The 23361-nt window shown below is 62.6% G+C and carries 19 protein-coding genes and 1 riboswitch; of the genes, 9 read left to right on the top strand and 10 right to left on the bottom strand.

The window, feature by feature from the left end; all coding sequences use genetic code 11:
- Positions 1-1052 precede the first annotated feature (1052 nt).
- A complete protein-coding gene (locus P3T21_RS18745; protein WP_429257432.1) occupies positions 1053-2501 on the top strand; it encodes a sigma 54-interacting transcriptional regulator in 1449 nt (482 codons plus the stop codon).
- A gap of 28 nt (positions 2502-2529) precedes the next feature.
- On the opposite strand, the gene pip is transcribed toward P3T21_RS18745, so the two are convergent.
- A complete protein-coding gene (gene pip / locus P3T21_RS18740) occupies positions 2530-3507 on the bottom strand; it encodes a prolyl aminopeptidase (protein WP_429257431.1) in 978 nt (325 codons plus the stop codon).
- Positions 3508-3779: 272 nt separating this feature from the next.
- Between pip and P3T21_RS18735 the strand changes: the two genes are divergently transcribed.
- Positions 3780-4403 carry a LysE family translocator gene (locus P3T21_RS18735; protein ID WP_429257430.1) on the top strand — a complete coding sequence of 208 codons (624 nt, stop codon included), beginning with the start codon at positions 3780-3782 and terminating at the stop codon, positions 4401-4403.
- A 12-nt stretch (positions 4404-4415) separates the two neighbouring features.
- Here P3T21_RS18735 and P3T21_RS18730 read toward each other — a convergent pair whose 3' ends face one another.
- Together P3T21_RS18730 and P3T21_RS18725 are read right to left on the bottom strand one after the other, a co-directional pair.
- Complete coding sequence (locus P3T21_RS18730; protein ID WP_429257429.1) at positions 4416-5249, bottom strand: class II glutamine amidotransferase; 834 nt, start codon at positions 5247-5249, stop codon at positions 4416-4418.
- 56 nt (positions 5250-5305) lie between these two features.
- Positions 5306-5977: a MarC family protein gene (locus P3T21_RS18725; RefSeq protein WP_429257428.1), complete on the bottom strand. Its 672-nt coding sequence runs from the start codon at positions 5975-5977 to the stop codon at positions 5306-5308.
- A 308-nt stretch (positions 5978-6285) separates the two neighbouring features.
- On the opposite strand from P3T21_RS18725, the gene P3T21_RS18720 reads away from it, so the two are divergent.
- Both P3T21_RS18720 and P3T21_RS18715 read left to right on the top strand, forming a co-directional pair.
- Entirely contained in the window at positions 6286-6501 is a 216-nt protein-coding gene (locus P3T21_RS18720; protein WP_429257427.1) for a DUF3311 domain-containing protein, read from the top strand.
- Complete coding sequence (locus P3T21_RS18715) at positions 6498-7976, top strand: sodium:solute symporter family protein (RefSeq protein ID WP_429257426.1); 1479 nt, start codon at positions 6498-6500, stop codon at positions 7974-7976. The genes P3T21_RS18720 and P3T21_RS18715 overlap by 4 nt, the downstream gene beginning before the upstream one ends.
- A gap of 110 nt (positions 7977-8086) precedes the next feature.
- Here P3T21_RS18715 and cobM read toward each other — a convergent pair whose 3' ends face one another.
- The 4 genes from cobM to cbiE are packed head-to-tail and all read right to left on the bottom strand — an operon-like array spanning position 8087 to position 11895.
- Positions 8087-8827, bottom strand: coding sequence for a precorrin-4 C(11)-methyltransferase (gene cobM / locus P3T21_RS18710; RefSeq protein ID WP_429257425.1), 741 nt, complete (start codon positions 8825-8827; stop codon positions 8087-8089).
- Between the two features lie 46 nt (positions 8828-8873).
- On the bottom strand, positions 8874-9599 hold the full coding sequence (locus P3T21_RS18705; RefSeq protein ID WP_429257424.1) for a cobalt-precorrin-6A reductase: 726 nt from the start codon (positions 9597-9599) through the stop codon (positions 8874-8876).
- Complete coding sequence (locus P3T21_RS18700; protein ID WP_429257423.1) at positions 9596-10687, bottom strand: cobalt-precorrin-5B (C(1))-methyltransferase; 1092 nt, start codon at positions 10685-10687, stop codon at positions 9596-9598. Before P3T21_RS18700 ends, P3T21_RS18705 begins: the two co-directional genes overlap by 4 nt.
- Entirely contained in the window at positions 10687-11895 is a 1209-nt protein-coding gene (gene cbiE, locus P3T21_RS18695) for a precorrin-6y C5,15-methyltransferase (decarboxylating) subunit CbiE (protein WP_429257422.1), read from the bottom strand. The genes P3T21_RS18700 and cbiE overlap by 1 nt, the downstream gene beginning before the upstream one ends.
- 85 nt (positions 11896-11980) lie before the next feature.
- Positions 11981-12159, top strand: a riboswitch (cobalamin riboswitch).
- Between the two features lie 93 nt (positions 12160-12252).
- Between cbiE and cobG the strand changes: the two genes are divergently transcribed.
- The 5 genes from cobG (at position 12253) to P3T21_RS18670 (ending at position 17794) form a co-directional block, all read left to right on the top strand.
- Complete coding sequence (cobG, locus tag P3T21_RS18690) at positions 12253-13659, top strand: precorrin-3B synthase (RefSeq protein ID WP_429257421.1); 1407 nt, start codon at positions 12253-12255, stop codon at positions 13657-13659.
- Positions 13652-14278 (top strand): precorrin-8X methylmutase, encoded by a 627-nt coding sequence (locus P3T21_RS18685; protein WP_429257420.1) that lies wholly within the window; start codon positions 13652-13654, stop codon positions 14276-14278. Before cobG ends, P3T21_RS18685 begins: the two co-directional genes overlap by 8 nt.
- Entirely contained in the window at positions 14279-15010 is a 732-nt protein-coding gene (locus P3T21_RS18680; protein WP_429257419.1) for a precorrin-2 C(20)-methyltransferase, read from the top strand.
- Positions 14998-16710 carry a precorrin-3B C(17)-methyltransferase gene (cobJ, locus tag P3T21_RS18675; protein WP_429257418.1) on the top strand — a complete coding sequence of 571 codons (1713 nt, stop codon included), beginning with the start codon at positions 14998-15000 and terminating at the stop codon, positions 16708-16710. The genes P3T21_RS18680 and cobJ overlap by 13 nt, the downstream gene beginning before the upstream one ends.
- Positions 16711-16867: 157 nt before the next feature.
- Positions 16868-17794 (top strand): flagellar brake protein, encoded by a 927-nt coding sequence (locus P3T21_RS18670; protein ID WP_429257417.1) that lies wholly within the window; start codon positions 16868-16870, stop codon positions 17792-17794.
- A 28-nt stretch (positions 17795-17822) separates the two neighbouring features.
- Here the strand turns inward: P3T21_RS18670 and P3T21_RS18665 are convergent, their stop codons facing one another.
- Genes P3T21_RS18665 through cobN form a run of 3 tightly spaced genes read right to left on the bottom strand, consistent with a single transcriptional unit; the run spans position 17823 to position 23358 of the window.
- Complete coding sequence (locus tag P3T21_RS18665; protein ID WP_429257535.1) at positions 17823-18458, bottom strand: vWA domain-containing protein; 636 nt, start codon at positions 18456-18458, stop codon at positions 17823-17825.
- Positions 18459-18487: 29 nt separating this feature from the next.
- On the bottom strand, positions 18488-19555 hold the full coding sequence (locus P3T21_RS18660; protein ID WP_429257416.1) for an ATP-binding protein: 1068 nt from the start codon (positions 19553-19555) through the stop codon (positions 18488-18490).
- Positions 19552-23358: a cobaltochelatase subunit CobN gene (gene cobN, locus P3T21_RS18655; protein WP_429257415.1), complete on the bottom strand. Its 3807-nt coding sequence runs from the start codon at positions 23356-23358 to the stop codon at positions 19552-19554. The genes P3T21_RS18660 and cobN overlap by 4 nt, the downstream gene beginning before the upstream one ends.
- Positions 23359-23361 lie beyond the last annotated feature (3 nt).

Raw genomic sequence — 23361 nt, 5'->3', positions numbered from 1 at the left:
CTTATGTATCCTGAGGCCGACGAAAATCTGGCGCGTCGCGAGAGGCGCGCGGAAGCGGCATCGTTGCGAGTCCGTTACATGGTTTTGTGTTCAGGCGAGCGCTGAAAAACGTCGTTCATGGCACCGTCCGCAGACCTCACGATGCGTGAAGATCATTCTCTGGCGCGGCTTTCCAGCCGAATCACCATGCAAGGACAACGCGTCAAGGAGATTCACTTCGACGCAAGACGTGTATGAAAAAGCTGTCGCAAAGTTGAGACCTTGCAGGGCGTTTGCTCAACGCGTGCATTCAATGACGAAACGTTCTGCTCTCCACGCGCGCTGCTTTCGACGGGGATCAGTCGATCGTTGGAGAATCTCGACGCACTTTGTGCGCCGGCCCAGGATGCGCATGCAGCCTTGCTCCGCGGCACGCTCACGCGTTCCGTCAATATCGCGCGGCACGCCCTGGCAGACCGGGAGATACGCCCAACTCCAGTTCGAATGTGTCCGATGTAGCAGTGTTGAAACGCAGCCCACGCGGAACTGGAAATTCCGAACAGTCGTTCGCGTATGCGCCGATCAGGGTTCGCCGTGACACCGCACGTCATGCCTCTTCCGCACGTTCAAACTCGGATCAGTTAGTGACGCTAAAAAACGACATCCAACCCGGGAAATCGCACCCCAAAACGCTTGAGGGGCATTTATTTCTATGGCAATTCAAGATTCTTTGTTCTATGTTCACTGTCATGCGCCACACTTAGAGCGCATAAAAAAGCCGATAGAACAGCAGGCCAGCGTATTACGGGGGTATCAAGATGACGTTTAACCGTCCACACAGGCGCACCTGTCGCTGCGCCGTCCAGTTCCAGCGCGCTCATTTCTCGCGCCGAATTGTCTGAACAAATAAACTCGCGCGCCGCACCAAAACGGGTAGCGCGAACACGTCGATCAAACTGTGACATCGGAATCCGCCGGCTGTAGACCAGCAGTCAGAAGGCGACTTCGATGCGACTCGCGCACAAAACCGGCAGGTTTAACGCGGTGTGCACGGGTCCGGGACCGGGGGCATCATGGATACGATCTGCACGTCAGATTTCGCACCGCGCGTTGCGCTGTGCCTTTTACCTTCAGGCGATGAGCGCGTCGTCCGCTTCCTCGAAGAAGCGGGATGGCAGGTGGCGTTTGCTGCTTCCACAGCCGAAGCCGAACGTATTCTCGATTGCGCCGACATCTCCGTCGGTCTCGTCGAAGTGCCGAGGGACTGCACGCCGCAGCATGTGCGAGCGCTGGAATCCTGTATGGAGCGCACACATACAACATGGATCGCCGCAGTCTGGCCGGGACAGACCGACGACGAATCGTTGCGTCGTTTTATCCTCGACTACTGTTTCGACTTCGTCACGATGCCGTGCATGGACGAACGGTTGACCTTCGCACTCGGCCACGCGCACGGGCTGTCATCGCTGCGAACGCGCGCCGCCGCACCGGAACAGACGCTCGGACAACACGAAATGATCGGTCAGTGCGACGCCATGCTTCAGTTGTATCGCGGCATCGACAAGTGCGCGCACAACGATGCGCCGGTCTTCATTGCAGGTGCGTCGGGCACGGGCAAGGAACTGACCGCACGTGCGATTCACGAGCGCTCGCCGCGCGCCCGAAACGAATACGTCGCAATCAATTGCGCGGCCGTCCCGCCGACGCTCCTTCAATCCGAACTGTTCGGCCATGAACGCGGCGCGTTTACCGGCGCCGCGCAACGCAAGATCGGGCGCATTGAAGCCGCGCACGGCGGCACCCTCTTTCTCGACGAAATCGGCGATATGCCGATCGAATGTCAGGCCGTCCTGCTGCGCTTCCTGCAGGAAGGCACGATCGAGCGTCTTGGCGGAACGGGATCGATCAAGGTCGACGTGCGCGTGATTTCAGCGACGCACGTGAATCTCGAAGCCGCTGTCGAAGCTGGACGGTTTCGCGCGGACCTGTACCATCGTTTATGTGTCTTGAAGCTCGGTGAGCCACCGCTCTGCGAACGTGGCGAAGACGTCAAGCTGCTCGCCAACTACGCGCTCAACATGTTCCGGCGGGACAACTCGCGCAAGCTCCGCGGCTTCACCTCGGACGCGATCACGGCAATCTGCAACTACACGTGGCCGGGCAATGTGCGTGAACTGTTCAACTGCGTGCGCCGCGCGGTCGTGATGGCCGAGGGCCGCTTCATCACGGCGGCGGATCTGGGTTTGCCGGTCGATCCGGAAGGTTCGCCGCGCACGCTCTCTGAGATTCGCGCCGAAGCGGAGCGCACGGCTGTCCAGCACGCGCTGCGCAGACATGGCTATAACCTGTCCGGCGCGGCCGAAGAACTGGGCATCTCGCGCGCCACGCTATACCGGCTGATGAACGCCGTCGGCCTGCGTCCCGAGCCCGGGCAGATGCGCATGCTGCGAGTGTCGAACGCGATGGACAAGGCTGCGGCCAACGGCGATCGTGCTCGCGTTGCGGCCACGCAGGAGGCGTGAGCGCGCGAAAATCTGCGATTCTGCGCGGTTACGTAACGGCCTGCGCGCTGCCCATATCGGCGCGCAGCCTTTTTGCGGCTTCCCGCAGCGCTGACGCGACACCGGGGTCGAACGTCCAGTGACCCGCCGCATCGACGATCGAAAGATTCGCGCGAGGCCACGCGTCGGCCAGCGCTTTTGCCTGATCGACAGGACAGACCATGTCAAAGCGGCCATGCACGATATGACACGGCAAGTGCGCAAAGCGCGGCACCTCAGGTAGCAGCGCGGGCGGCGGAAGTTCGTCCGCCATAAAGTGACGTTCGAGCAAGGCCATCGCGATCGCGGCGCGCGAAGATTCGTCTTCCGTGCGCTCTTCGCTCTCCTGCCCCTGACCTTCGTGATTCACACGCGACAACGTCGATTCATAGTCGCGCCACGCGCGCGCAAGCACGGTACTTGTCGCGTCGAAACGCGAAAGCGGCTCGCCGCTGAAGTCGAGCAGCGCGCGCGCACTGGATGGCCGCTGGCCAGCGGCCTTTTCGATCGCATCGAGAAACGTTGCGTGCACATCGGGATACACGCGTCGGACGTCCCAGAGAAACCAGTTCGTATCTTCGCTGCGCGCGAGATAGACACCGCGTAGCAGGAATCCACGGCACCGCGATGGGTGCGCGGCCGCGTATGCAAGCGCGAGCGTTGTACCCCACGAGCCACCGAACACAGCCCATTGTTCGATGCCGAGGTGCTCACGTAACGCCTCGATATCGCCGACAAGATCCTCAAGTCCGTTGTTTCGCAATTCACCGAACGGCGTCGACTTCCCACACCCGCGTTGGTCGAAGAGAACAATGCGCCATTGCTGCGCGTCGAGCAGATCGGCCCATTGCGGATTCATCGCGCCGCCGGGGCCGCCGTGCAGGATGACTATCGCAGGCGCCCGCGGGTTGCCCTGGCTGCGCCAGTAAATCGAATGTCCTGCGCCGACGTCGAGCATGCCGTCTTCAAAGCGTTCTTCTGTTTCCATTTTGACGCGGTTCCAGTGTTGAAGAGTGTTATCGGTTGCAGGTTAGTCCATTTCGCGCGCAACCGCCTTCTGCCAGGCGCGAGTCTCGCCGGTCGACCAGCAGGCTCACGCTGCTGTAATAATGACGATGATGCGCATCGCGTAGAAGCCGTGTGCCATACACTGACTGTCAAACCGGCCCTCGCCTGGTAAAATCCAGTGCTCGCGGCAAGCGTGCCGGCGGTTTCCGTGTCGCGAATCAAATACAGAATATTTTGCCCTCTGGAGCACTTATGGCTGGTGTCGGTCTATTTCTCACTGCTGCGGGCGTCGGTCTCGCCGTTGCAGCGCCCGTCGGTCCGATGGGCATGTTGTGCATCCGTCGTACGTTGACTGACGGTCCGCGCGCGGGGCTCGCGATTGGCTTTGGCATTGCCAGCGGCGACGCGCTATACGGTCTCGTCGCCGCACTGGGCATGGTCAGCATCTCGCAGTTCATGCTCGCGTACGACCGGCCGCTGCATCTGGTTGCGGGGCTTTTCCTGCTCTACATCGGCGTACGCACGTTCATGCAGAAGCCGGTTTCGGATACCGCAAACCCGGGCGAAGGCGTATCGGCCAGCGCGGCGCGCGCTTACGCAAGTTCGCTGCTGCTTACGCTCACGAACCCACAGACGATCATCATGTTCGCCGCTCTATTCGCGACACTTGCGCCACGCGGGCCGTTTTCGACGAGCATTGCCTTGACCACTGTTTCCGGCGTGTTCTGCGGGTCGATTGCATGGTGGTGTTTTCTGGTCGCCGTGATATCGGGCGCGCGCCACGCGCTTGGCGCGAAGATGCGTCATTTGATCGATCGTGTCGCGGGTCTCACACTCGCCGCTTTCGGGGTGGCCGAAATCCGTCGCGCGGCTTAATCCAGATCGAAATCAGGGCAGCGCCGGCCTGAACGAAACCTGCTCGACGTTCGGGCCTTTCGTGATGACGGCCATGCTCTCCGGGATTTCTTCCCATGCGCCCGGCAGATCGACCAGCGGCTCCGAGAGCACAAGAAATGCATCGTCGCCGGCGGCCTTGATGCGCGCGTCCTCGGGATACAACTCACGCAGATGACGGAACGACGTGCTGTGAAAGAGCGAGCGCGACTGACGCTCGCTCGAATAGCGCACCGCCACGATCTGCTCTCCATCCGTCGCGCACACTGTCATATTCAGCGGATGCTCGACGCCGTGCCGACGCCCTGCTTCCTCGACAACCGCCGCCATCCGCTCCAGCGCTGGAACGGGCGCGAGTTCCAGGCCGAACGTGAGTGCCAGAAAGAACATCACTTCCGAATCGGTCGACCCTTCCACCGAGGCAAACAGATCGGGGGCGATCGCCATCATCAGATCACGCCTGACGCTCGGGTAATTGCGGATCAGGCCGTTATGCATGAAAAGCCAGCGTCCATAGCGGAACGGGTGGCAATTGGTTTCCTGAGCGGGTGTATCGGTTGCCGCGCGGATGTGGGCGACAAAAAGCGGCGCTTTCACGGCACGCGCCGCCTCGCGCAGATTGCGGTCGCTCCACGCTGGATGCACGCATCGATAGCGAAACGGAATGTCGGTGGGATCGCCGTACCAGCCGACGCCAAAGCCGTCGCCATTGGTCGTCGTGTGCCCCATACGCGAGTGCAGGCTCTGATCAATCAGTGAATGCTCGGCGCGGAACAGTACCGCTTCGAGTTGGACAGGATTACCCGTATAAGCAAGCCAGCGGCACATGGTCGTCTCCAGTAAGGCCGCGCGCCAGCACGCTTAGGCATCTGCAATGCCAATGCCTAAGGCGCCATGCGCAGCTGGGCAATAGGCGTCAGAAATTCGCCAAGCCCCGTCAATATGATCTGCACGCCAATGCACAGCAGCAGAAAGGAAGAAACACGCATCGCGACCTTCGTGCCGTCGATGCCAAGATAACGGGCAAACAGCGTCGCGCGGCTATACGTGAGGTAGATCGCGATGCCGATCAGCACGGTGATCGCAATCGATGCCACCGCGGAGAGCACAAAGTCGGTGAGCTTGTGTGTGCGGTTTGCCGTCAGCGCGATCGCTGTAGCGAGCGAACCCGGGCCGGTGGTGAGTGGCATCGTCAGTGGGAAGAACGCCTTCGACATCGCGTTGTCACCATCCACATTTCGCGCCGCCGAAGCACCTGGACGCACGTCGGGCGCATTGAGCATCTGCCAGCCGCTAACGGCGACCGCCAGGCCACCGCCGATGCGCAAAGCCTGTATCGAGATGCCGAAGAAATGAAGTACCGGCGTACCCACAAAAAACGCGACCAGCAGCACGATGCATGCGTTGATGGCGACTTTCTTGGCCAGCACAGCGCGCTCTTCGTTAGTGAGCGATTCCGTGCGGTCCAGAAACACAAAGGCAACGCCGATCGGATTGATGATGCTGATCAATCCGGTAAAGCCAAACAGGATGTCCGAGATCAGGCTTTCTACCATGTGTGCGATCCGCATCGAACGACTGGCTCACCGGCCGCGCCGGGCCTGCACTGAGCAGCGTGTTGTTATATGACCGAACGGTATCGACGTACCGACGCCTCTGCAACCGATGATACTGGAGCCCGAGCCGGAATGGTCGGTGGCTGCAATGCAGCATGCAGGGTACTCCGGCTCGCCCGCTTCTTACAACTGGCCTTCATTATTTTTGAACGCCTTTACGGAGGGTTGTACCAGGCATAAAGTCCTTGCGACAACACGCCCGCAAACAGAATCCACCAGACGTAACTACCGCCTTGAGGAGCTGTCCTATGCTGTTTCGCCTGCTGGCCGCCCTGCCGTTCATCGGTATCCTGCTTGGTGTTCCCTTCGTCAACCGTGTCGAACCGCTCGTGCTGGGCATGCCGCTCGTGCTCGCGTGGATCGTGTTCTGGGTCGTCATGGGCGCAATGATCATGGGGATTATTTACCGCTTCGATCCGAACAACCGGCAAGTCGCTGATGAAACCGCGGAGGTGCACTCATGAGCAGCGCACTGATCCTGATCGCACTTGTCACGCTTTTTGCGCTGTATCTTGGTGTGCGCGCGCGACGCGGGCACGACATGAACCTCGAGCAGTGGACCGTGGGCGGCCGCAGCTTCGGCACCGCGTTCGTGTTTCTGCTGATGGCAGGCGAGATCTACACGACGTTCACGTTCCTTGGCGGCAGCGGCTTCGCCTATGGCAAAGGCGCGCCCGTCTATTACATCCTCGCTTACGGCACGCTCGCATACATTCTTTCGTACTGGTTGCTGCCGCCCGTCTGGCGCTATGCGAAGTCGCAGCGCCTGGTTTCGCAATCGCACTTCTTTGCGCGCAAATACGACAGCCCTGCGCTCGGCGTCCTTGTAGCACTCGTCGGTGTCGCGGCGCTGATTCCGTATCTGGTGCTCCAGCTAAAGGGCCTTGGCATCATCGTTGCAACCGCGTCTTACGGCGCGATTTCTTCAACAGCGGCGATCTGGATTGGCGCGATAGTCGTTACCGCTTACGTGATGGTGTCGGGCGTACGCGGATCGGCGTGGAACTCGGTCGTGAAAGACGTGCTGATTCTCGCGATCGTTCTGTTCCTGGGCATCTACCTGCCGATCCATCATTACGGCGGCCTGAGCGAGATGTTCCGCACAATCGACGCCGCACGTCCCGGCTTCCTGACTTTCCCGGCCAAAGGCTCAAGCGTGACGTGGTTCCAGTCGACCGTTCTGCTTACAGCGCTCGGCTTCTTCATGTGGCCGCATACGTTCGGCTCGATCTTCACCGCGCGCGACGAACGGATCTTCCGGCGAAACGCGATGGTCCTGCCGCTCTACCAGCTGATTCTGCTGTTCGTGTTCTTTGTCGGCTTCGCCGCGGTATTGAAGGTGCCGGGTCTCAAAGGCGGCGATATCGATCTGTCGCTGTTCCGTCTGTCGATCCTGACCTTCGATCCGTGGTTTGTCGGCGTGATCGGCGCGGCCGGCGTGCTCACTGCACTGGTGCCGGGATCGATGATACTCACCAGTGCATCGACGCTGCTCGCCAACGACGTGTATCGCGGCGCGCTGCAACGTAACGCGTCGGATGCGGCCGTCGGCAAGCTCGCGCGCCTGCTGGTGCCCGTCGTGGCGCTGGTCGCGGTGGGCTTTACGTTGCATGGCGGCGATACGATTGTTGCGTTGCTTCTGATGGGCTACAGCTTCGTAACGCAGTTGTTCCCGGCGCTGCTGTGCAGTCTCGCCACGCGTAACCGCGCGACGAAACAGGGTGCGTTCTGCGGGATTCTTGCCGGCGTGCTCGTGGTTGCGGTCACAACCATCATGCACCTGACGGTTGCCCAGTTGTTCCCATTCCTGCCTGACAGCCTGAAAGACGTGAATATCGGCTTTCTTGCGCTCGCGGTGAACGTGATCGTGTTCGCGATCGTGAGCGCCGTGACGCAGCCACAAACGTCGGCTGAACCATCGCACGCGCGGCAGCATTAGAGCTTTTGAATGGCTTGCATTGCGGCGGCTTCCTGTTTTGCGTTCCCGTTGCGTGTCTGACTGGAATCAGATCAGGAAAGCCGCGGCGGCCCTCAAAAGCCTCCGCGCGGCTAAGGAATCCGTCGCTCCGCTTTCGCGTAAAGCGACGAATTGCTGAACGCGTCCGCGTCCAGAACACGCCCGACCAGAATCAGCGCAGTCCGCTCGATCTGCGTGCCCTCGACCTTCGCGCAGATATCCGCGAGCGTCCCGACAACACGCTCCTCATCCGGCCAGCTCGCGCGATAAACCACCGCGACCGGACAATCCTCGCCGTAGTGCGGCGCCAGTTCATCGACGATACTCGCCAGATGTCGCACGCCAAGATGAATCGCCATCGTCGCGCGATGCTGCGCGAGATCGCCTAGCGCCTCGCCTTCGGGCATGCTCGTTTTGCGCGCGTAGCGCGTCAGGATCAGCGTCTGCGAGACATCCGGCAATGTGAGTTCAACGCCAAGCGTCGCAGCGCAGGCCGCCGTGGCCGTTACGCCCGGGACAATTTCATAGGAAATGTTCAGCGCGCACAACCGGCGGATCTGTTCGCCGATTGCGCCATACAGTGAAGGATCGCCCGAATGCACGCGTGCAACGTCCTGCCCCTTTGCGTGTGCTTCTTCGAGTAGCGCGATGATCTCGTCGAGATTCAGGTCCGCCGTATTCACGACGCGTTCAGCAACGTTGCCCGCCAGCACCGCCTCAGGAACCAGCGAACCCGCGTAAAGAATCACGGGACATCGATGCACGAGCTTTTGCCCTTTCACGGTGATCAGTTCAGGATCGCCCGGCCCCGCGCCAATAAAAAATACGGTCATCTACTACTCCATCATTCGATTTGCGCGAGAGGCACTGTGACGCCTTTCACGAGGACAACGCTTCCAGCGCGGCCAGCAGTTCAGCGGGCGTGTCGAATTCGCGATCGACATCGGCCAGCGCCGGACGACGCAACATGACCACCGGCAACCCAAGCCGACGCGCCACGACAAGCTTCGCCTCCGTCGCCTTACCGCCGCTATTTTTGCTGACGACCACATCGATCCGATGCTCGCTAAAAAGCGCGCTTTCGCCCTCGACGGTGAACGGCCCACGTGCATCCATCACACGCGAACGGACGGTGCCGGGTTGTGTTTCGAGGCATCGTACGATCCAGAACTGACGCGCCGGTATTTCGTCGAGATGCGTGAGCGGCTCGCGCCCTAGCGTGAACAGCGGCCGCGAGAATGGCGCGAGCGCCGCGACAATGCCCGCCCAGTCATCGACCATGCGCCAGTCGTCGCCGGCCTGCGGTTGCCACGGCGCGCGACGCACCGCCCAGCACGGGACACCCGTCGCGTGGCTCGCCGACGCCGCGTTCGCACTGATCTGCGCTGCGTATGGGTGCGTCGCATCCACGAGCAGCCCGATCCCTTCCTCGCGCAGGTAGCGCGCAAGACCTTCCGCGCCGCCAAACCCGCCTACGCGCACGGCGCACGCAAGATCAACCGGTACCTTGCCGAGACCGGCGAGGCTATAGACATCCCGCAGGCCGAGCTCTCGCGCGATCTGCATCGCATCGCCGGTGCCACCCAGAAGCAGGATGCGCGTCATTGTGCGACGCCCACGATATTGCCCCGACGATCGATCGCGAACATCTCGACTTTCACTTCAGTCGGCACGATGTCGCGTGCGACCCTTAGCGCGCGAGCGCAGACGATATCGCCAAGCGCCACGCCGCGATCGCGTGCAATCGCCATCGCCTGCTGGCTCGTATTCGACGCACGAATCGCCTCCTGCAAAGCGGCTTCGGCGCCATGTTCCGCGGCCCAGCTTGCGAGCTGTTCAAGATCGATACTGGAATTGCGGCTGTGCAGATCGAGATGTCCGGCAGCAAGTTTGCTAAGCTTGCCGAACCCGCCGCACACGCTCAATCGCTCGACAGGCGCGCGACGTAAATGCTTTAGCACCGCGCCAACGAAATCACCCATTTCGATGAGCGCGATATCCGGCAGGCCATAGTGCGCACGCATTGCGTCTTCACTGGTGTTACCGGTGCACGCGGCGATATGCCGGTAACCATTTGCGCGTGCGACATCGATGCCTTGATGGATCGACGCGATATACGCCGAGCACGAAAACGGCCGGACAATCCCTGTGGTCCCAAGAATCGACAGACCGCCGACGATACCGAGCCGGGGGTTCATCGTTTTCAGCGCAAGCGCTTCGCCGCCTTCGACGCCAATCGTGACGTCGAAGCCACCCGCATAGCCGTGCTCGACCGCGAGTTCGGTGAGGTGCTGCGTCATCATCTGGCGCGGCACGGGATTGATCGCCGGTTCGCCGACCGCCAGCGTCAGGCCAGCGCGCGTCACCGTACCCACGCCCGGCCCCGCGAAAAAACGCACGCCTGGTTGCGCGCGCAACTGAACGCGCGCGAACACCACCGCGCCGTGCGTCACGTCGGGATCGTCGCCGGCGTCCTTGATCGTGCCTGCTTCCGCGCCGCCGTCGTCTGTCAGGCGGCAGAACACGAGCGGCATCGGCACGTGCTGGCCCTTCGGCAACACGATATCCGCGACATCGGATGCCACGCCCACGAGCAGCAGACGCGCAGCGGCAAGCGAGGTCGCCGTCGCACAACTCCCGGTCGTGTAGCCGCTACGCAGGGGCGCGGGCTGTTCGGGCGTTTCGTCGCGCATTATGGTTTGCCGGTTTCGAGCAGCGTGATCGGCAACGCCTGGCGCCAGGTGTCGAAGCCGCCAAGCGGCTGGGCCTGCGCGACACTAATGCGCGTCAATGTGCCGCCGTGCTGTTCGCGCCATGCGACCAGCGCGGCCTCGCTCTGCACCGTCACCGCATTGGCGACGAGCCGCCCGCCGCTACGCAGTTGCGCCCAGCAGGTGTCGAGTACGCCAGGCACCGTGACGCCGCCGCCGATAAAAATCGCGTCAGGCGCAGTCAGGCCATCAAGCGCATCCGGCGCCTTGCCCGCGACGATCTGCAAGCCCGGCACGCCAAGGGCGTCGCGATTGTGTTCGATGAAACGCTGCCGTTCGGGTTGCGCCTCGATGGCGATGGCCCGGCAGGATGGGTGCGCGCGCATCCATTCGATCCCAATCGAGCCGCAACCCGCGCCCACATCCCAGAGCAGTTCGCCCGGCTTTGGCGCGAGGCGTGCGAGCGTGATCGCACGGATATCGCGCTTCGTCAACTGCCCGTCGTGCAGCCACGCTTCGTCTGGCAAGCCGCTCGTGAGCGGCAGCGGTTGCGCTTCCTGCGAAACGCGACATTCGACGGCGACAAGATTCAGCGCAGCCACTTCGCTCGCAGTCCATGCGTCGGCGCGTGCATCGATCCGCCGTTCCGACGCGCCCCCCAGGTGCTCCAGCACGATCATCCGGCTCGGACCAAAACCGCGTGCGGTCAACAGTGCGGCGATGGCGGCGGGCGTGCGGCCGTCGCTGCTCAGGACGAACAGCCGCGTATCACGATGCAGATGCGCGTTAAGCGTCGCGAGCGGCCGGCCGACAAGCGAGACCATCGCGAGATCCTGCAGCGGCCAGCCAAGCCGCGCCGCCGCCAGCGACAACGACGAAGGCGCCGGCAGCACGCGCATTTCGTCGGCGGATACCTGACGGGCGAGCGTTGCGCCGACGCCGAACAGCATGGGGTCCCCGCTCGCGAGCACGCAGATGGATGCATTCGGGCCGCGATGCGCGAGCACCGGCGCCAGGTCGAACGGACGCGGCCACGGCTCGCGTCGCGCGCGCAGCCGCGGCGGCAGCATCGCGAGGTGACGCTCACCGCCGTACACTACTGACGCGTCCAGCAGCGCACGCCGCGCCGGCCGTCCCAGACCGGCAAAACCGTCGTCACCCATTCCCACTACGGTCAGCCATGCCCGCATGCGACCATCCCCATTCTTGATTCCCGATATGACTGCTGCGGCGCACCAGGCAAGGCCGCAGCGTACTTGTGCTGTGCGAAAAAAGGCATAATACAGCCTCGCCGGTGCCCTTCGGGGCCGAAGAGGGAACACAGATCGACTGTGGCTGCCCCCGCAACTGTATGCAGCGAGTCCGCGCCTCACCTGTGCCACTGGTTTGACCGGGAAGGCCGGCGCGGACCACGACCTGCCAGCCAGGAGACCTGCCGGTGAGACTTGTTCGTGCCAGCCAACGTCGGGCGGGGTGTACCGATGCCGCAGCATTTCCCCCTTTGCGGGGTGCTCGGGCCGTCGCGCGGCGCACAACCCGGTGACCTCTTGAACCACGTTTCGTCTTTCTTCGCTCCGATTGCCGCATTGCGCCCTTCGGCCTGCCCTGGGCTGTTTCGCATCGTGCAGGCGCTTGACGGCGGCCTCTGCCGGCTCAAGCTGCCTTGCGGGGAATTGAGCGCGGAACAGGCGCGGGCTATCGCAGATGCAGTCGACGCGCATGCGTCGGGCGTGATCGAGGTGACGAACCGCGCAAACCTGCAACTGCGGGGCGTGCGCGCGGGCCACGAAAACGCGCTGATCGAGCGATTGCTGCATGCGGGACTCGGGCCGCAAGGACCGTTTGCCGACGATGAAACGAACCCGATCGCGCGCGACGACATCCGCAATCTCATGGTCAGTCCGCTTGCGGGCCGCGATCCACACGCGCTCTTCGACGTCACGCCGCTTGCGTCGCAGATCCTCGCGCTGTTGCAAAACGATCCGCGTTTTACGGCACTTTCACCCAAGTTCGCGCTGATGCTCGATGGCGGCGAGCGCCTCGCCATGCTCGGTCATCCGCACGATATCTGGCTTGCTGCAGTGCGGGATCTCGACGAAGTGCGTTTTGTTTTTGGGCTTGCGGGTTGTCCGCCGGTCCGCACCAACGTGCGCGAGAGAAGCGAAGGCCCGGCGTCGAAAGCGCTGGCTTCCGTTTTGCCGCACCAGGTTCCTCCGCTGGTCAACGCATTGCTGCATACGTTCCTCGACCTCGCTGCCCCCGACGATTCCCGCATGCGTGATGTGCTCGCTACACACGGCGTCGAGACTGTTTTGCAGCTTGCACAGTCCAGAGTCGATTTCACTCTCGCGCGGGATATTCGTTCAGACGCGTGGTGCCGCTTCCCGGCAGATGAGTCACTGAGACTCGGCTCGCACCCGCAAATCAACACCGGCCTTTCATACATCGGCGGCCAGCCAAAGCTTGGACGCATTGATGTTCCAATGCTCAAAGGCCTTGCCCAGCTTGCTAGCGACGTGGGCAACGCAACGCTTCGCATGACGCCATGGCAAGGTGTGCTCATCCCGGACATCGCCAGTGAGAATACGCCTCAGGCGTTAAAACGACTTGAGTCACTAGGACTCGCTGTCAGCACATCCGATCCGCTCACGCACCTGATCGCCTGCACGGGTTCTCAAGGCTGCCTGAAGGGAATGGCCGACACCAAGGCCGATGCCCTGCTGCTTGCCGCGCGTCTGCCCGCTCACGTCGACGTGCATCTCAGTGGCTGTCCACGCTCGTGCGCTGCCGCCCATTGCGCGCCGTGGACGCTGCTCGCCGTTGCACCCGCTCATTACGATCTTTATCGACGCGACGGCACGCCTGGTTTTGGCGAGCGTGTCGCACAACACCTGACGATCGAACAGGCCGCCGATTCGCTTGAACGCCTGACCCGGAGATCATTCGATGCTTGATTACATTCGCGACGGTCGGGAGATCTATCGCCAGTCGTTCGCGACGATCCGCGCGGAAGCCGACCTGAGCCACATTCCCGCCGACCTCGAAAAGCTCGCGGTCCGCGTGATCCACGCGTGCGGGATGGTCGACATCGTCGACGATCTGCAGTTTTCCACGGGTGCCGGCGTGGCCGGCCGCGCGGCGCTGCTGCGCGGCGCACCGGTTCTCTGCGATGCGCGCATGGTCGCCGAAGGCGTCACGCGGGCACGCCTGCCCACGGACAATCCGGTCATCTGCACGCTTGGCGATCCTTCCGTGCCGCCCATGGCGCTCACGCTTCACAACACTCGCTCAGCGGCAGCGCTAGAGCTGTGGCGACCGCATCTGGAAGGCAGCGTGGTGGTGATCGGCAACGCGCCGACGGCCCTCTTCTATCTGCTCGAGATGCTTGACGCCGGCGCGCCGAAACCCGCATTGATCCTCGGATTCCCGGTGGGTTTCGTCGGTGCGAAAGAATCGAAGGCGATGCTCGCGGAAAACAGCCGCGGCGTGCCATTCGTGATCGTCGCGGGACGGCGTGGCGGCAGCGCAATGGCGGCCGCCGCGGTTAACGCGCTTGCGTCGGAGGAAGAATAAATGACGGTGCGTGGACGTCTCTTTGGACTCGGCGTCGGCCCCGGCGACCCGGAGCTGATCACGCTGAAAGCGGTGCGACTGCTCAAGGCGGCGCCCGTCGTCGCGTACTTCGTGGCGAAGGGAAAAAAGGGCAACGCGTTCGGCATCATCGAAATGCATCTCGACGAAACGCAGCTCCGCCTGCCGCTCGTCTATCCCGTAACGACCGAAACGCTCGCGCCGCCGCTGTCGTATGAAACAGTCATCGCCGACTTCTACGACACCGCCGCCGACATCATCGCGAACCATCTTGACGCAGGCCGCGATGTCGCCGTGATCTGCGAGGGCGACCCGTTCTTTTACGGCTCGTACATGTACCTGCACGACCGGCTGGCAAGCCGCTTTGAAGCGGAAGTCGTGCCCGGCGTGTGCTCGATGCTGGGCGGCGCGGCGATACTCGGCTCGCCGCTCGTGTATCGCAACCAGACGCTATCGGTGCTTTCCGGGGTCCTGCCTGAAGACGAACTGAAACGCCGGCTCGCCGATGCCGATGCCGCGGTCGTGATGAAACTCGGCCGCAATTTCGACAAGGTGCGCCGCGTGCTCTGCGAACTGGGCCTTGAAAAGCGCGCGCTCTACGTTGAGCGCGCAACGATGACGAATCAGCGGGTCGTGCCGCTTGCAGAAGTCGATCCGATGGCGTCGCCGTATTTTTCGCTGCTCGTCGTGCCGGGGGAAAAATGGCGCGGATAAATGCTATCGCGCCCGCGATCGTGATCCTCGGCACCGGCGCGCTCGATACGGCGCGCCGCATCCAGGCGCGTTATCCGGACGCTCAGGTGCATGGGCTGGCAGGACGCGCCGAAGCCGATGTTGCGTATAGCGAACTCAGCGCGCATCTGCGTGACCTCTACGCACGCGGCACGCCGCTCGTCGCGTTGTGTGCGGCGGGCATCGTGATCCGCTGCATCGCGCCGCTGCTGTCGGACAAGGGGGCAGAGCCGCCGGTTCTTGCAGTAGCCGAAGACGGCAGCGCCGTCGTGCCGCTGCTTGGCGGTCTGGCTGGCGTAAATACGATGGCGCGAGAAATCGCCGAAGCCCTGAAGGTTGCGCCCGCCATCACCACAAGCGGCGAATTGCGTTTCGGCACGTGCGTGCTGAATCCGCCAGACGGTTACGCGCTTTCGAGTCTCGCGCAGGGCAAGCGTTTCGTGTCGGACCTGCTTGCAGGCGAAAGCACGCGTATAGAAGGCGCCGCGCCGTGGCTCGACGATGCGCAGTTGCCGCGCTCGACAGCGGCGCGACGCGCGATACGCGTCACGCCGGAAGCATGGGATGGCCGCGTGGACGAGCTGCTGATTCATCCGCGCAGTGTCGTCGCTGCGGTCAGCACGCTCGATGAACGCGTAGCGGAGCGCGTACGTGAGGCACTGGACGCGAACGGGATCGCCGCGTTATCGCTGGCCGCACTGCTCGCGCCCATCCAGCGCGCAGGCGATGAAGCCTTGACCGAAGCCGCCGATACGCTTGGCGTGCCGCTTCGTTTTGTCTCTACGCCGGCCGCCGCCGATGCGCGGGAACCCCTCTCGCTTCTCGAAGCCGCAATGCGTGTGCCGCACGACATTCGGGCAGGCGCTTCACCGGTTGCGCTGGCGCTTGCCCGCGCGCCTGTCGATCCGGCGTCCATTGGACAGGCCCGCGGACGTCTGACCGTCATCGGCCTGGGCCCAGGTGACGCCCACCTGATGGTGCCCGCTGCCCGTTCCGCACTCAACGCAGCCACCGATATTCTCGGCTACGAAACCTACGTGACGATGGCGGGCCCGTTCCGCGCGGACCAGCGCGTGCATGGCACGGACAACCGCGAGGAGATGCAGCGCGCGCGTCACGCGTTCGAACTGGCCGCCATGGGGCGTTCTGTCGTGATGGTGTCGTCCGGCGATCCGGGTGTGTTCGCGATGGCCGCTGCGGTACTGGAGGCGCTCCATGAATCGGACAATGCGCGCTGGGCCGGCGTCGAACTGGAAATTCTGCCCGGCGTTTCAGCCGCAATGGCGACCGCCGCGCAAGCCGGCGCGCCACTCGGTCACGATTTCTGCATGCTGTCGCTTTCCGATAATCTGAAGCCTTGGGAAGTCATCGAAAATCGCTTGAGACATGCGGCTCAAGCCGACCTCGTGATGGCTTTCTATAATCCGGTTTCGCGCGCCCGACCCTGGCAACTCGACAAGGCGCTCGATATCATTCGCGAATTCCGTATTCCGTCCACTACGGTTGTGCTGGGAAGAAACGTCGGACGACCTGGCGGCCAGGTGATTTATACGTCGCTCGGCGAACTTCGTGGCGAAATGGTCGATATGCGGACAATGGTCATTATCGGTTCGTCACATACGCGGGCATTTTCCGTCGATGGCAAAACCGAATGGGTTTATACGCCGCGCTGGTATCGCTAGCTTTTTCTGTACGTATCCTGCTTCATACGCTTATGCGCAACAGATAAGCGAATCCGTATATCGCCGGCAATTCTGGATTTTCTTAAACCTTCAATTAAAGTTTTATTCCACGAGGCCGTATACGACCGTTAAGAACCTGAAATGAGGTGGTCGGCATATGTCTTCAAACGAACTGGCAGAAGAATCGATCGTCGTGTCCCAAACGGCGCTGAAGGCAGATGAGGTGCCTGTTGCGACATCGCTGCCGTGGCCTCTCATCGATCAGGACGGCACGCTGCTGCGGGCGCGCGGCGCTTCGATCGCGAACGAAGAGGAACGCCAGTTCCTCTTCGAACATTTCCGGCCGCGCCGCAAGGACACGATTGTTGCGGGCGCAACCTCCCCGCAGCCTGAAGGCGAAGCGCCCCATCCCACTTCGCTTGCTGAAATGCATCTGCCGATTGGCGCGCTGCTGGGCGTGCGTTCGCAGATCGGCATGGGCCGTCCGATGCATCCGGCCCGCGTGATCGGCTTTGCGCCCAACCAGGTGCTGTTCATCACGCCACCGGTCGCGAACGGCAAGGCGTCGCCGCTCGAGGTCAACGAGAACGTCGACATCGTTGTGATCGCGAGCCAGGCCGTTTACCGCTTTACGTGCACCGTCGAGGCACTCTGCAACTTTCCGTTCAACTACGTCGTGCTGTCGAAACCCGGCGCGATCCGGCGCCTGCGCGAACGACGCTCGATCCGCGTGCACGCGCACCTCGCGGTTCGCTACGGTAGCGAAGCCAACGAAGTATGGGATGGTGTCGGCCTCGCCGATGGAGTCAGCGCGCTCGGCCTGTCACTTGCGACAAAGAACATGCTGGGGCGCGTCGGCGAGCGGCTGCGTCTGTCGTTCTGGATCAAGTCCGGCGACATCGAGACCCTGATCGAGACGCGTGCGGTCATCCGCAACGTGCAGGCCGACGAAACGCACAAGGAACTGACGGCGCACGGCCTCGAATTCGATGTGCTGGAACCGGCCATGCAGACGGCACTGAAAGCATTCGTGTTCGATCGTCAGGACGACGCCTACATCTGGAACAGCATGACGCGCACGTGAACACGGCCCGATGCGCGTCCTGATTCCCTCAGGACGCGATCAGGTCTTCTGGCGTGCAGCACAGGGCATCCCATGCACGCGCCAGTTGCTCGCAGCGGCCGAGCCTTACCGCACCGCGTTCGAAATCGACGCACACGATCTGATCTGCAAGCGCGGGACGTAGCGGCAGATCGCCGCTGCGTCCATCCGACAGAAGCCAGAGCCAGCGCTGCTGCAAAGGCTTGCTGCGCGCAGCGCGTTCAAGCACGTGAGACGCCCGCGATATACCGAGACCGAGCGGCGTGCCTCCTCCACCACCGACCGGTTGCAGCCAGCGCTCATTCCACCAGCGTGGTACCGCAGGTCCGAATCGCACATCGGCGCGCATACCGCCAAAACACACCAGTGCCGCTTCGGCGCGCGCCGTGCAAGCCTGATCGAGCATCGCGACAAGCAGGCCCTTGGCTAACGCGAGTTGCTGACCTGACAGCATCGAGCCGGAACAGTCGAGGACGAAACAGTGCAGCACGCCACCCTTCGATGCTTCGCGTACGAAGCGCAAATGCGCTGGCGTCAGATGTTCGCGTCGTTTCGCTGTGAGCGTCGACGGCCAGTCGATACGTCTGCCAGGTTTTGAGCCATGTGTGGCGGCGCCTGTTGTGTGTGGCCATCGAACACCGCTGATCGATCCAACGGCGGCGCCTGATCGATGGCTCAGCGTTTTTTTACGGGTAGCGGAATGACGCCCTTGACGGCCGTGGTGCCCACCGTCTCTGGCGGCAGATGACCCCAGTCGCCTTCGCTGCTTTCGTTGTCTTCCGACCGCGGCTGCTGCGGTGATTCGTGCGTGGTCTGCGGAGGCTTCGACGGCGGCGGCATCGCGTGCGGGCCGCGCTGAAGTCGACGATGCCTCAACACCGCTTCCGCGACGCGATCGACGTGTTCAACGGTAATCGTCGCGGCCAGCTCCAGCGCTGCCAATGCGCGCGCCGCGCGCAACATGACGAGATCGGCCCTCAGCCCATCCACTGCAGCATCGATGCAGATACGGCTGACGTGATCGTGAAGCGCATCGCCGAACCCGAGTTGCGGCACGCGTTCACGCGCGGCGTGAATACGCTGCACGTAAGCCGTCTGCTGCGCGGCATATTTCGCACGAAACGCGGACGGATCGGCTTCAAACGCAAGGCGCGCCTTGACGATCTGCTGACGCACCTGCGGATCGAAGCAGTTCTCCAGTTCCACCATCAAACCGAAACGATCGATAAGTTGCGGACGCAACTCACCCTCCTGCGGATTCATCGTGCCGATGAGCACAAAGCTCGCCGCGTGACTGTGCGAAATGCCATCGCGCTCGACCGTATTCACGCCGCTCGCCGCCGCATCGAGCAGTGCATCGACCAGCGTATCGGGCAACAGATTGACCTCGTCGACATACAGCACGCCACGGTGCGCTTTCGCGAGCAGACCAGGCGAGAACTTCACCGAACCGTCGCGCAGGACTGTTTCGATATCCAGCGTGCCGATCAGCCGCTCTTCACTCGCGCCAAGCGGAAGTGTGACAAGTTGCCCTTCGGGCAGCAATTCGGCGAGCGCACGCGCCGCTGTCGATTTCGCGGTGCCGCGCGGGCCGCTGATCAGCACGCCACCCAGCCCTGGATCGATTGCCGCGAGTAATAACGCCTGCTGCAATGGTGCCTGGCCGATCAACCCCGCAAACGGAAAGGTGGCCCGACCCGGCACGGAGGTTGCAACATCGCGCGAATCCGTCGATGCGTTCATGTTCGTGTTCCTTCGAGTTGCTGTTCGCTTGCCAGCAGATGCTGCTCAACCTGCGCGCGATAGTCGCCGGGGTTCTGCCACAGGCCGCGCTGCATCGCTTCGAGCAGACGCTCGCAGATGCCATGCAACGCATGCGGATTGTGCGCCGCCAGAAAATCGCGCGTACCGCTGTCGTTCAGATACGCGTCCGTCACCAGCGCGTACTGATGATCCGATATCACGCGCGCTGTCGCGTCGTAGCCATAGAGATAGTCGACAGTGGCCGCGATTTCCGCGGCGCCCTTGTAGCCGTGCCGCTTCACGCCATCGAGCCATTTCGGGTTCACCACGCGCGAGCGGACCACGCGCGCGATCTCTTCGTGCAGCGTGCGAATGCGCGGTGCAGCCGGGTTGCTGTGGTCCGCATGATAGATATGCGGCTGGTTGCCCGCGAGATGTCGGACCGCTGCCACCATGCCACCCTGAAACTGGTAGTAGTCGTTCGAATCGAGCACGTCGTGTTCGCGGTTGTCCTGATTCTGGAGCACGACGTCCAGCGCGGCGAGGCGCTTGCCGAACGCTTCGCGTGCCTCTTCGCCCGCGCTCTTTTGCGCGTACGCGTAGCCGCCCCACGCCTGATACGCAGCAGACAGATCCTGATCGGTCTGCCATTGCCGCGTGTCGATCATCTCCTGCAAACCCGCGCCGTATGAACCGGGCTTCGCGCTGAATACACGCCAGCCGGCACGACGGCGCGCTTCGATTGCTTCCACGCCGCTCGCAATCAACGCATCCCTTTCGCGCAGCACGCGGGCGCGGATCGGATTCAAGTCCTCTGGCTCGTCGAGTTCCGCCACAGCCTGCACCGCTGCATCGAACAGATGCATGACGTTCGCGAACGCATCGCGAAAGAACCCGGAGACACGCAAGGTGACGTCGATGCGAGGCCTGTCGAACACCTCGATCGGCATGATCTCGAAGTCGGTCACGCGATGGCTGCCCGGCGCCCATCTGGGTCGCACGCCGAGCAACGCAAGCGCCTGCGCGATATCGTCGCCACCGGTGCGCATTGTCGCGGTGCCCCACACAGAAAGCCCGATCGCGCGCGGATAGTCGCCGTGTTCCTGCACATGCCGCTCGATCAACTGCTGCGCCGACTTGAGACCCAGCGACCACGCCGATTGCGTCGGCACAGCACGGGTGTCGACAGAATAGAAATTGCGCCCGGTCGGCAGCACGTCGGGGCGGCCACGTGAAGGCGAACCGCTTGGACCCGGCGGCACGAAACGCCCTTCGAGTCCGCGCTTCAGGTGCAGCATTTCCTGCGGTCCACATGCATCGAGGCGCGGCAGAATATCGTTCCGCAAGCGTTCGAGAACGCGTTCCGCTTGCGGCAATGCGCCGGGTTCAAACGACGTTGCGGTAGCCGATCCCGTATCGTCGCCCACATCATTCAGTAGCGCTGCCGCGAGACATTCGAGCCGTTCGCGCGTATCGCCGTTATGCCGCCACGGCGCGTCGCTCACCTGCTGCAGAATCCCGGGGCGCGGACCTTCCCACGCTGCAGACCAGTCCGCTACCAGCGGATCGAACAGGTGATCCATCTGAAGGTCCCGTGCAAGCGCATCAATCAGCCCCGCCTTCGCGCCCTGCCCGTCACCGACAGGAAAACGCCCGATTGCCAGCAGCGTATCGCGTCGCTGCGCCCCTCGCGGCGACTGCCCGAACGTATGCAGGCCGTCGCGAATCTGCGCCTCCTTCAACTCGCACAGATACGCATCGGCACGTGTGAGCAACGCGTCTTCCGCGTCCTGGCCATCGGGCAAACCGAGGCTCAGTTCCTCGTGCAGACGATGCGTGATGATCGTTTCGAGAATCGTCCTTCGCAGCAGTTTCGAGCGACGCGGATCGACCATCAGCGCTTCATAGTATTCGTCGACCTGACGTTCGAGGTCCTGCAACGGACCATAGTTTTCCGCGCGCGTCAGCGGCGGCATCAGGTGATCGATGATGACGGCCTGCGTGCGCCGCTTCGCCTGGCTGCCTTCGCCCGGATCATTGACGATAAACGGATACAGATGCGGCATCGGCCCAAGAATGAGATCCGGCCAGCAGGTTTCGCTGAGCGCGACGCTCTTGCCCGGCAGCCATTCCAGATTGCCATGCTTGCCGACATGAACGACCGCGTCGATACCGAACCGGTGACGCAACCAGAAATAGAACGCAAGATACGCGTGCGGCGGCACCAGATCGGCGTCGTGATAGCTTGCGTAATCGCCACCTTCGCGCGAACGCGCTGGCTGAATGCCGACGAACACATGGCCGCAACGCCAGCCCGCAATCATGAAGCGGCTACGACGGAGCGTCGGATCCTGTTCGGGCGTGCCCCAGCGCGCATTCAATGCATTGCGTACTTCAGCCGGCAACTGCTGGAACTGCACCAGATAATCGTCTAGCGCAAGGCTTTGCAGCGCCGGGCGCAGATCACGCACGACGGGGTCGTTCGTCACCCCTTCCGTCAGCGTGTGCATCAGCGCATCGCCATCGGCAGGTACAGTATCGACGCGATAGCCCTGCTCGCGCAGCATCGAAAGAATGCCTACGACAGATGCGGGCGTATCAAGACCCACGCCGTTGCCAATGCGGCCTTCGCTAACGGGATAATTCGCGAGAATCAGCGCGAGTTTCTTGTCGGCGTTTTCGATGCCGCGCAGGCGACACCAGCGCTGGCTTAGCCCGGCGACAAACCTGACGCGCTCAACGTCAGGCTGATAACGCACGACATCGACTTCGGTGTGCGGACAACGATACGCGAGCCCCTTGAAGCTGATCGCCCGCGTAATGATGCGGCCATCCACTTCGGGCAGCGCGATATGCATGGCGATATCGCGTGAATTGAGACCCTGGTTGTCCTTGAGCCAGTCGTCGCGATTGCCGCCGCTCAGGATCACCTGCATCACCGGCGCGTCGCCGGCAAGCGCGAGTGGTTCAGGATCGTCGATGGCTGACGCGGCGAATGCCGTCGTATTGAGCACCAGCGCCACGTTATGTTGCGCGCACAACCGCTGCACCACGTCACGACTCACGTCGTCTTTCAGCGACGTGATCGCGACCGGCAACGGATTAAGGCCCTGCGCATCGAGCGCGTCGATCAATGCATCGAACACGGCTGTATTCGCCGCCTGCAAATGCGCGCGATAAAACAGGATCGCGACCACCGGCGCATCGGCACGCCAGCGTGCCTGCCAGTCTTCGACCGTGGGAACGTCGCGCTCCGGATGGTAAAGCGCTGCGGCTGGCAACGGTTGCGGCAGCGGCGGCTCGTCGCCCCAGCCCAACGCGCGATGCGCGATGCAGCGCAGAAACCGCTCCGCATTCTGCGGGCCGCCTTCGCGGAGATAACGCCATAGCTGATGACACAGCGCAGCGTCGGCGGTGCTGCGTGCGAGCAGATTCGGGTCTTCCTGAAGATCGCCCGAGAACATCGCGAGCACCTGCTGTTTGCGCTCCGCCAGTGCAACGACCTGCTCGATGCCGTATGGCCAGTAAGCCTCGCCGCCGAGGTGATCGACGACGACGACTTTCGCATGCTGCAACACGTCCTCGACGTAGAAATCGACCGACGCAGGTTGCCGGAGGAATGTGACATTCGCGAGCCTCAGGCTTGGGAAATCAGCGCCCAGACGCGGGAAAACGCTCGCGAGCAGCGACAGCGTCGTATCAGCGGAACTGAGCACGACGATATCCGCCGGTCGCTGATCGATCCGCATGACGCCGGCCGTATCGTCGACAAAGCCACCCGGCGTGGTGCGCAGCAGATGCATGTC

Origin of the sequence: Paraburkholderia sp. GAS334, from assembly GCF_050436625.1 — a bacterium.
Taxonomy (GTDB): Bacteria; Pseudomonadota; Gammaproteobacteria; order Burkholderiales; family Burkholderiaceae; genus Paraburkholderia.
This window is presented reverse-complemented; position numbering and strand designations above follow the sequence as displayed.

Excerpts from the sequence above, each read along its gene's own strand:
- P3T21_RS18705 (WP_429257424.1), bottom strand. The coding sequence starts at position 9,599 with ATGACGCGCATCCTGCTTCTGGGTGGCACCGGCGATGCGATGCAGATC.
- P3T21_RS18745 (WP_429257432.1), top strand. The coding sequence starts at position 1,053 with ATGGATACGATCTGCACGTCAGATTTCGCACCGCGCGTTGCGCTGTGC.
- pip (WP_429257431.1), bottom strand. The coding sequence starts at position 3,507 with ATGGAAACAGAAGAACGCTTTGAAGACGGCATGCTCGACGTCGGCGCA.
- P3T21_RS18670 (WP_429257417.1), top strand. The coding sequence starts at position 16,868 with ATGTCTTCAAACGAACTGGCAGAAGAATCGATCGTCGTGTCCCAAACG.
- cobJ (WP_429257418.1), top strand. The coding sequence starts at position 14,998 with ATGGCGCGGATAAATGCTATCGCGCCCGCGATCGTGATCCTCGGCACC.
- P3T21_RS18720 (WP_429257427.1), top strand. The coding sequence starts at position 6,286 with ATGCTGTTTCGCCTGCTGGCCGCCCTGCCGTTCATCGGTATCCTGCTT.
- P3T21_RS18700 (WP_429257423.1), bottom strand. The coding sequence starts at position 10,687 with ATGCGCGACGAAACGCCCGAACAGCCCGCGCCCCTGCGTAGCGGCTAC.
- cbiE (WP_429257422.1), bottom strand. The coding sequence starts at position 11,895 with ATGCGGGCATGGCTGACCGTAGTGGGAATGGGTGACGACGGTTTTGCC.
- P3T21_RS18680 (WP_429257419.1), top strand. The coding sequence starts at position 14,279 with ATGACGGTGCGTGGACGTCTCTTTGGACTCGGCGTCGGCCCCGGCGAC.
- cobN (WP_429257415.1), bottom strand. The coding sequence starts at position 23,358 with ATGCATCTGCTGCGCACCACGCCGGGTGGCTTTGTCGACGATACGGCC.
- P3T21_RS18735 (WP_429257430.1), top strand. The coding sequence starts at position 3,780 with ATGGCTGGTGTCGGTCTATTTCTCACTGCTGCGGGCGTCGGTCTCGCC.
- P3T21_RS18730 (WP_429257429.1), bottom strand. The coding sequence starts at position 5,249 with ATGTGCCGCTGGCTTGCTTATACGGGTAATCCTGTCCAACTCGAAGCG.
- P3T21_RS18715 (WP_429257426.1), top strand. The coding sequence starts at position 6,498 with ATGAGCAGCGCACTGATCCTGATCGCACTTGTCACGCTTTTTGCGCTG.
- P3T21_RS18725 (WP_429257428.1), bottom strand. The coding sequence starts at position 5,977 with ATGGTAGAAAGCCTGATCTCGGACATCCTGTTTGGCTTTACCGGATTG.
- P3T21_RS18660 (WP_429257416.1), bottom strand. The coding sequence starts at position 19,555 with ATGAACGCATCGACGGATTCGCGCGATGTTGCAACCTCCGTGCCGGGT.
- cobM (WP_429257425.1), bottom strand. The coding sequence starts at position 8,827 with ATGACCGTATTTTTTATTGGCGCGGGGCCGGGCGATCCTGAACTGATC.
- P3T21_RS18685 (WP_429257420.1), top strand. The coding sequence starts at position 13,652 with ATGCTTGATTACATTCGCGACGGTCGGGAGATCTATCGCCAGTCGTTC.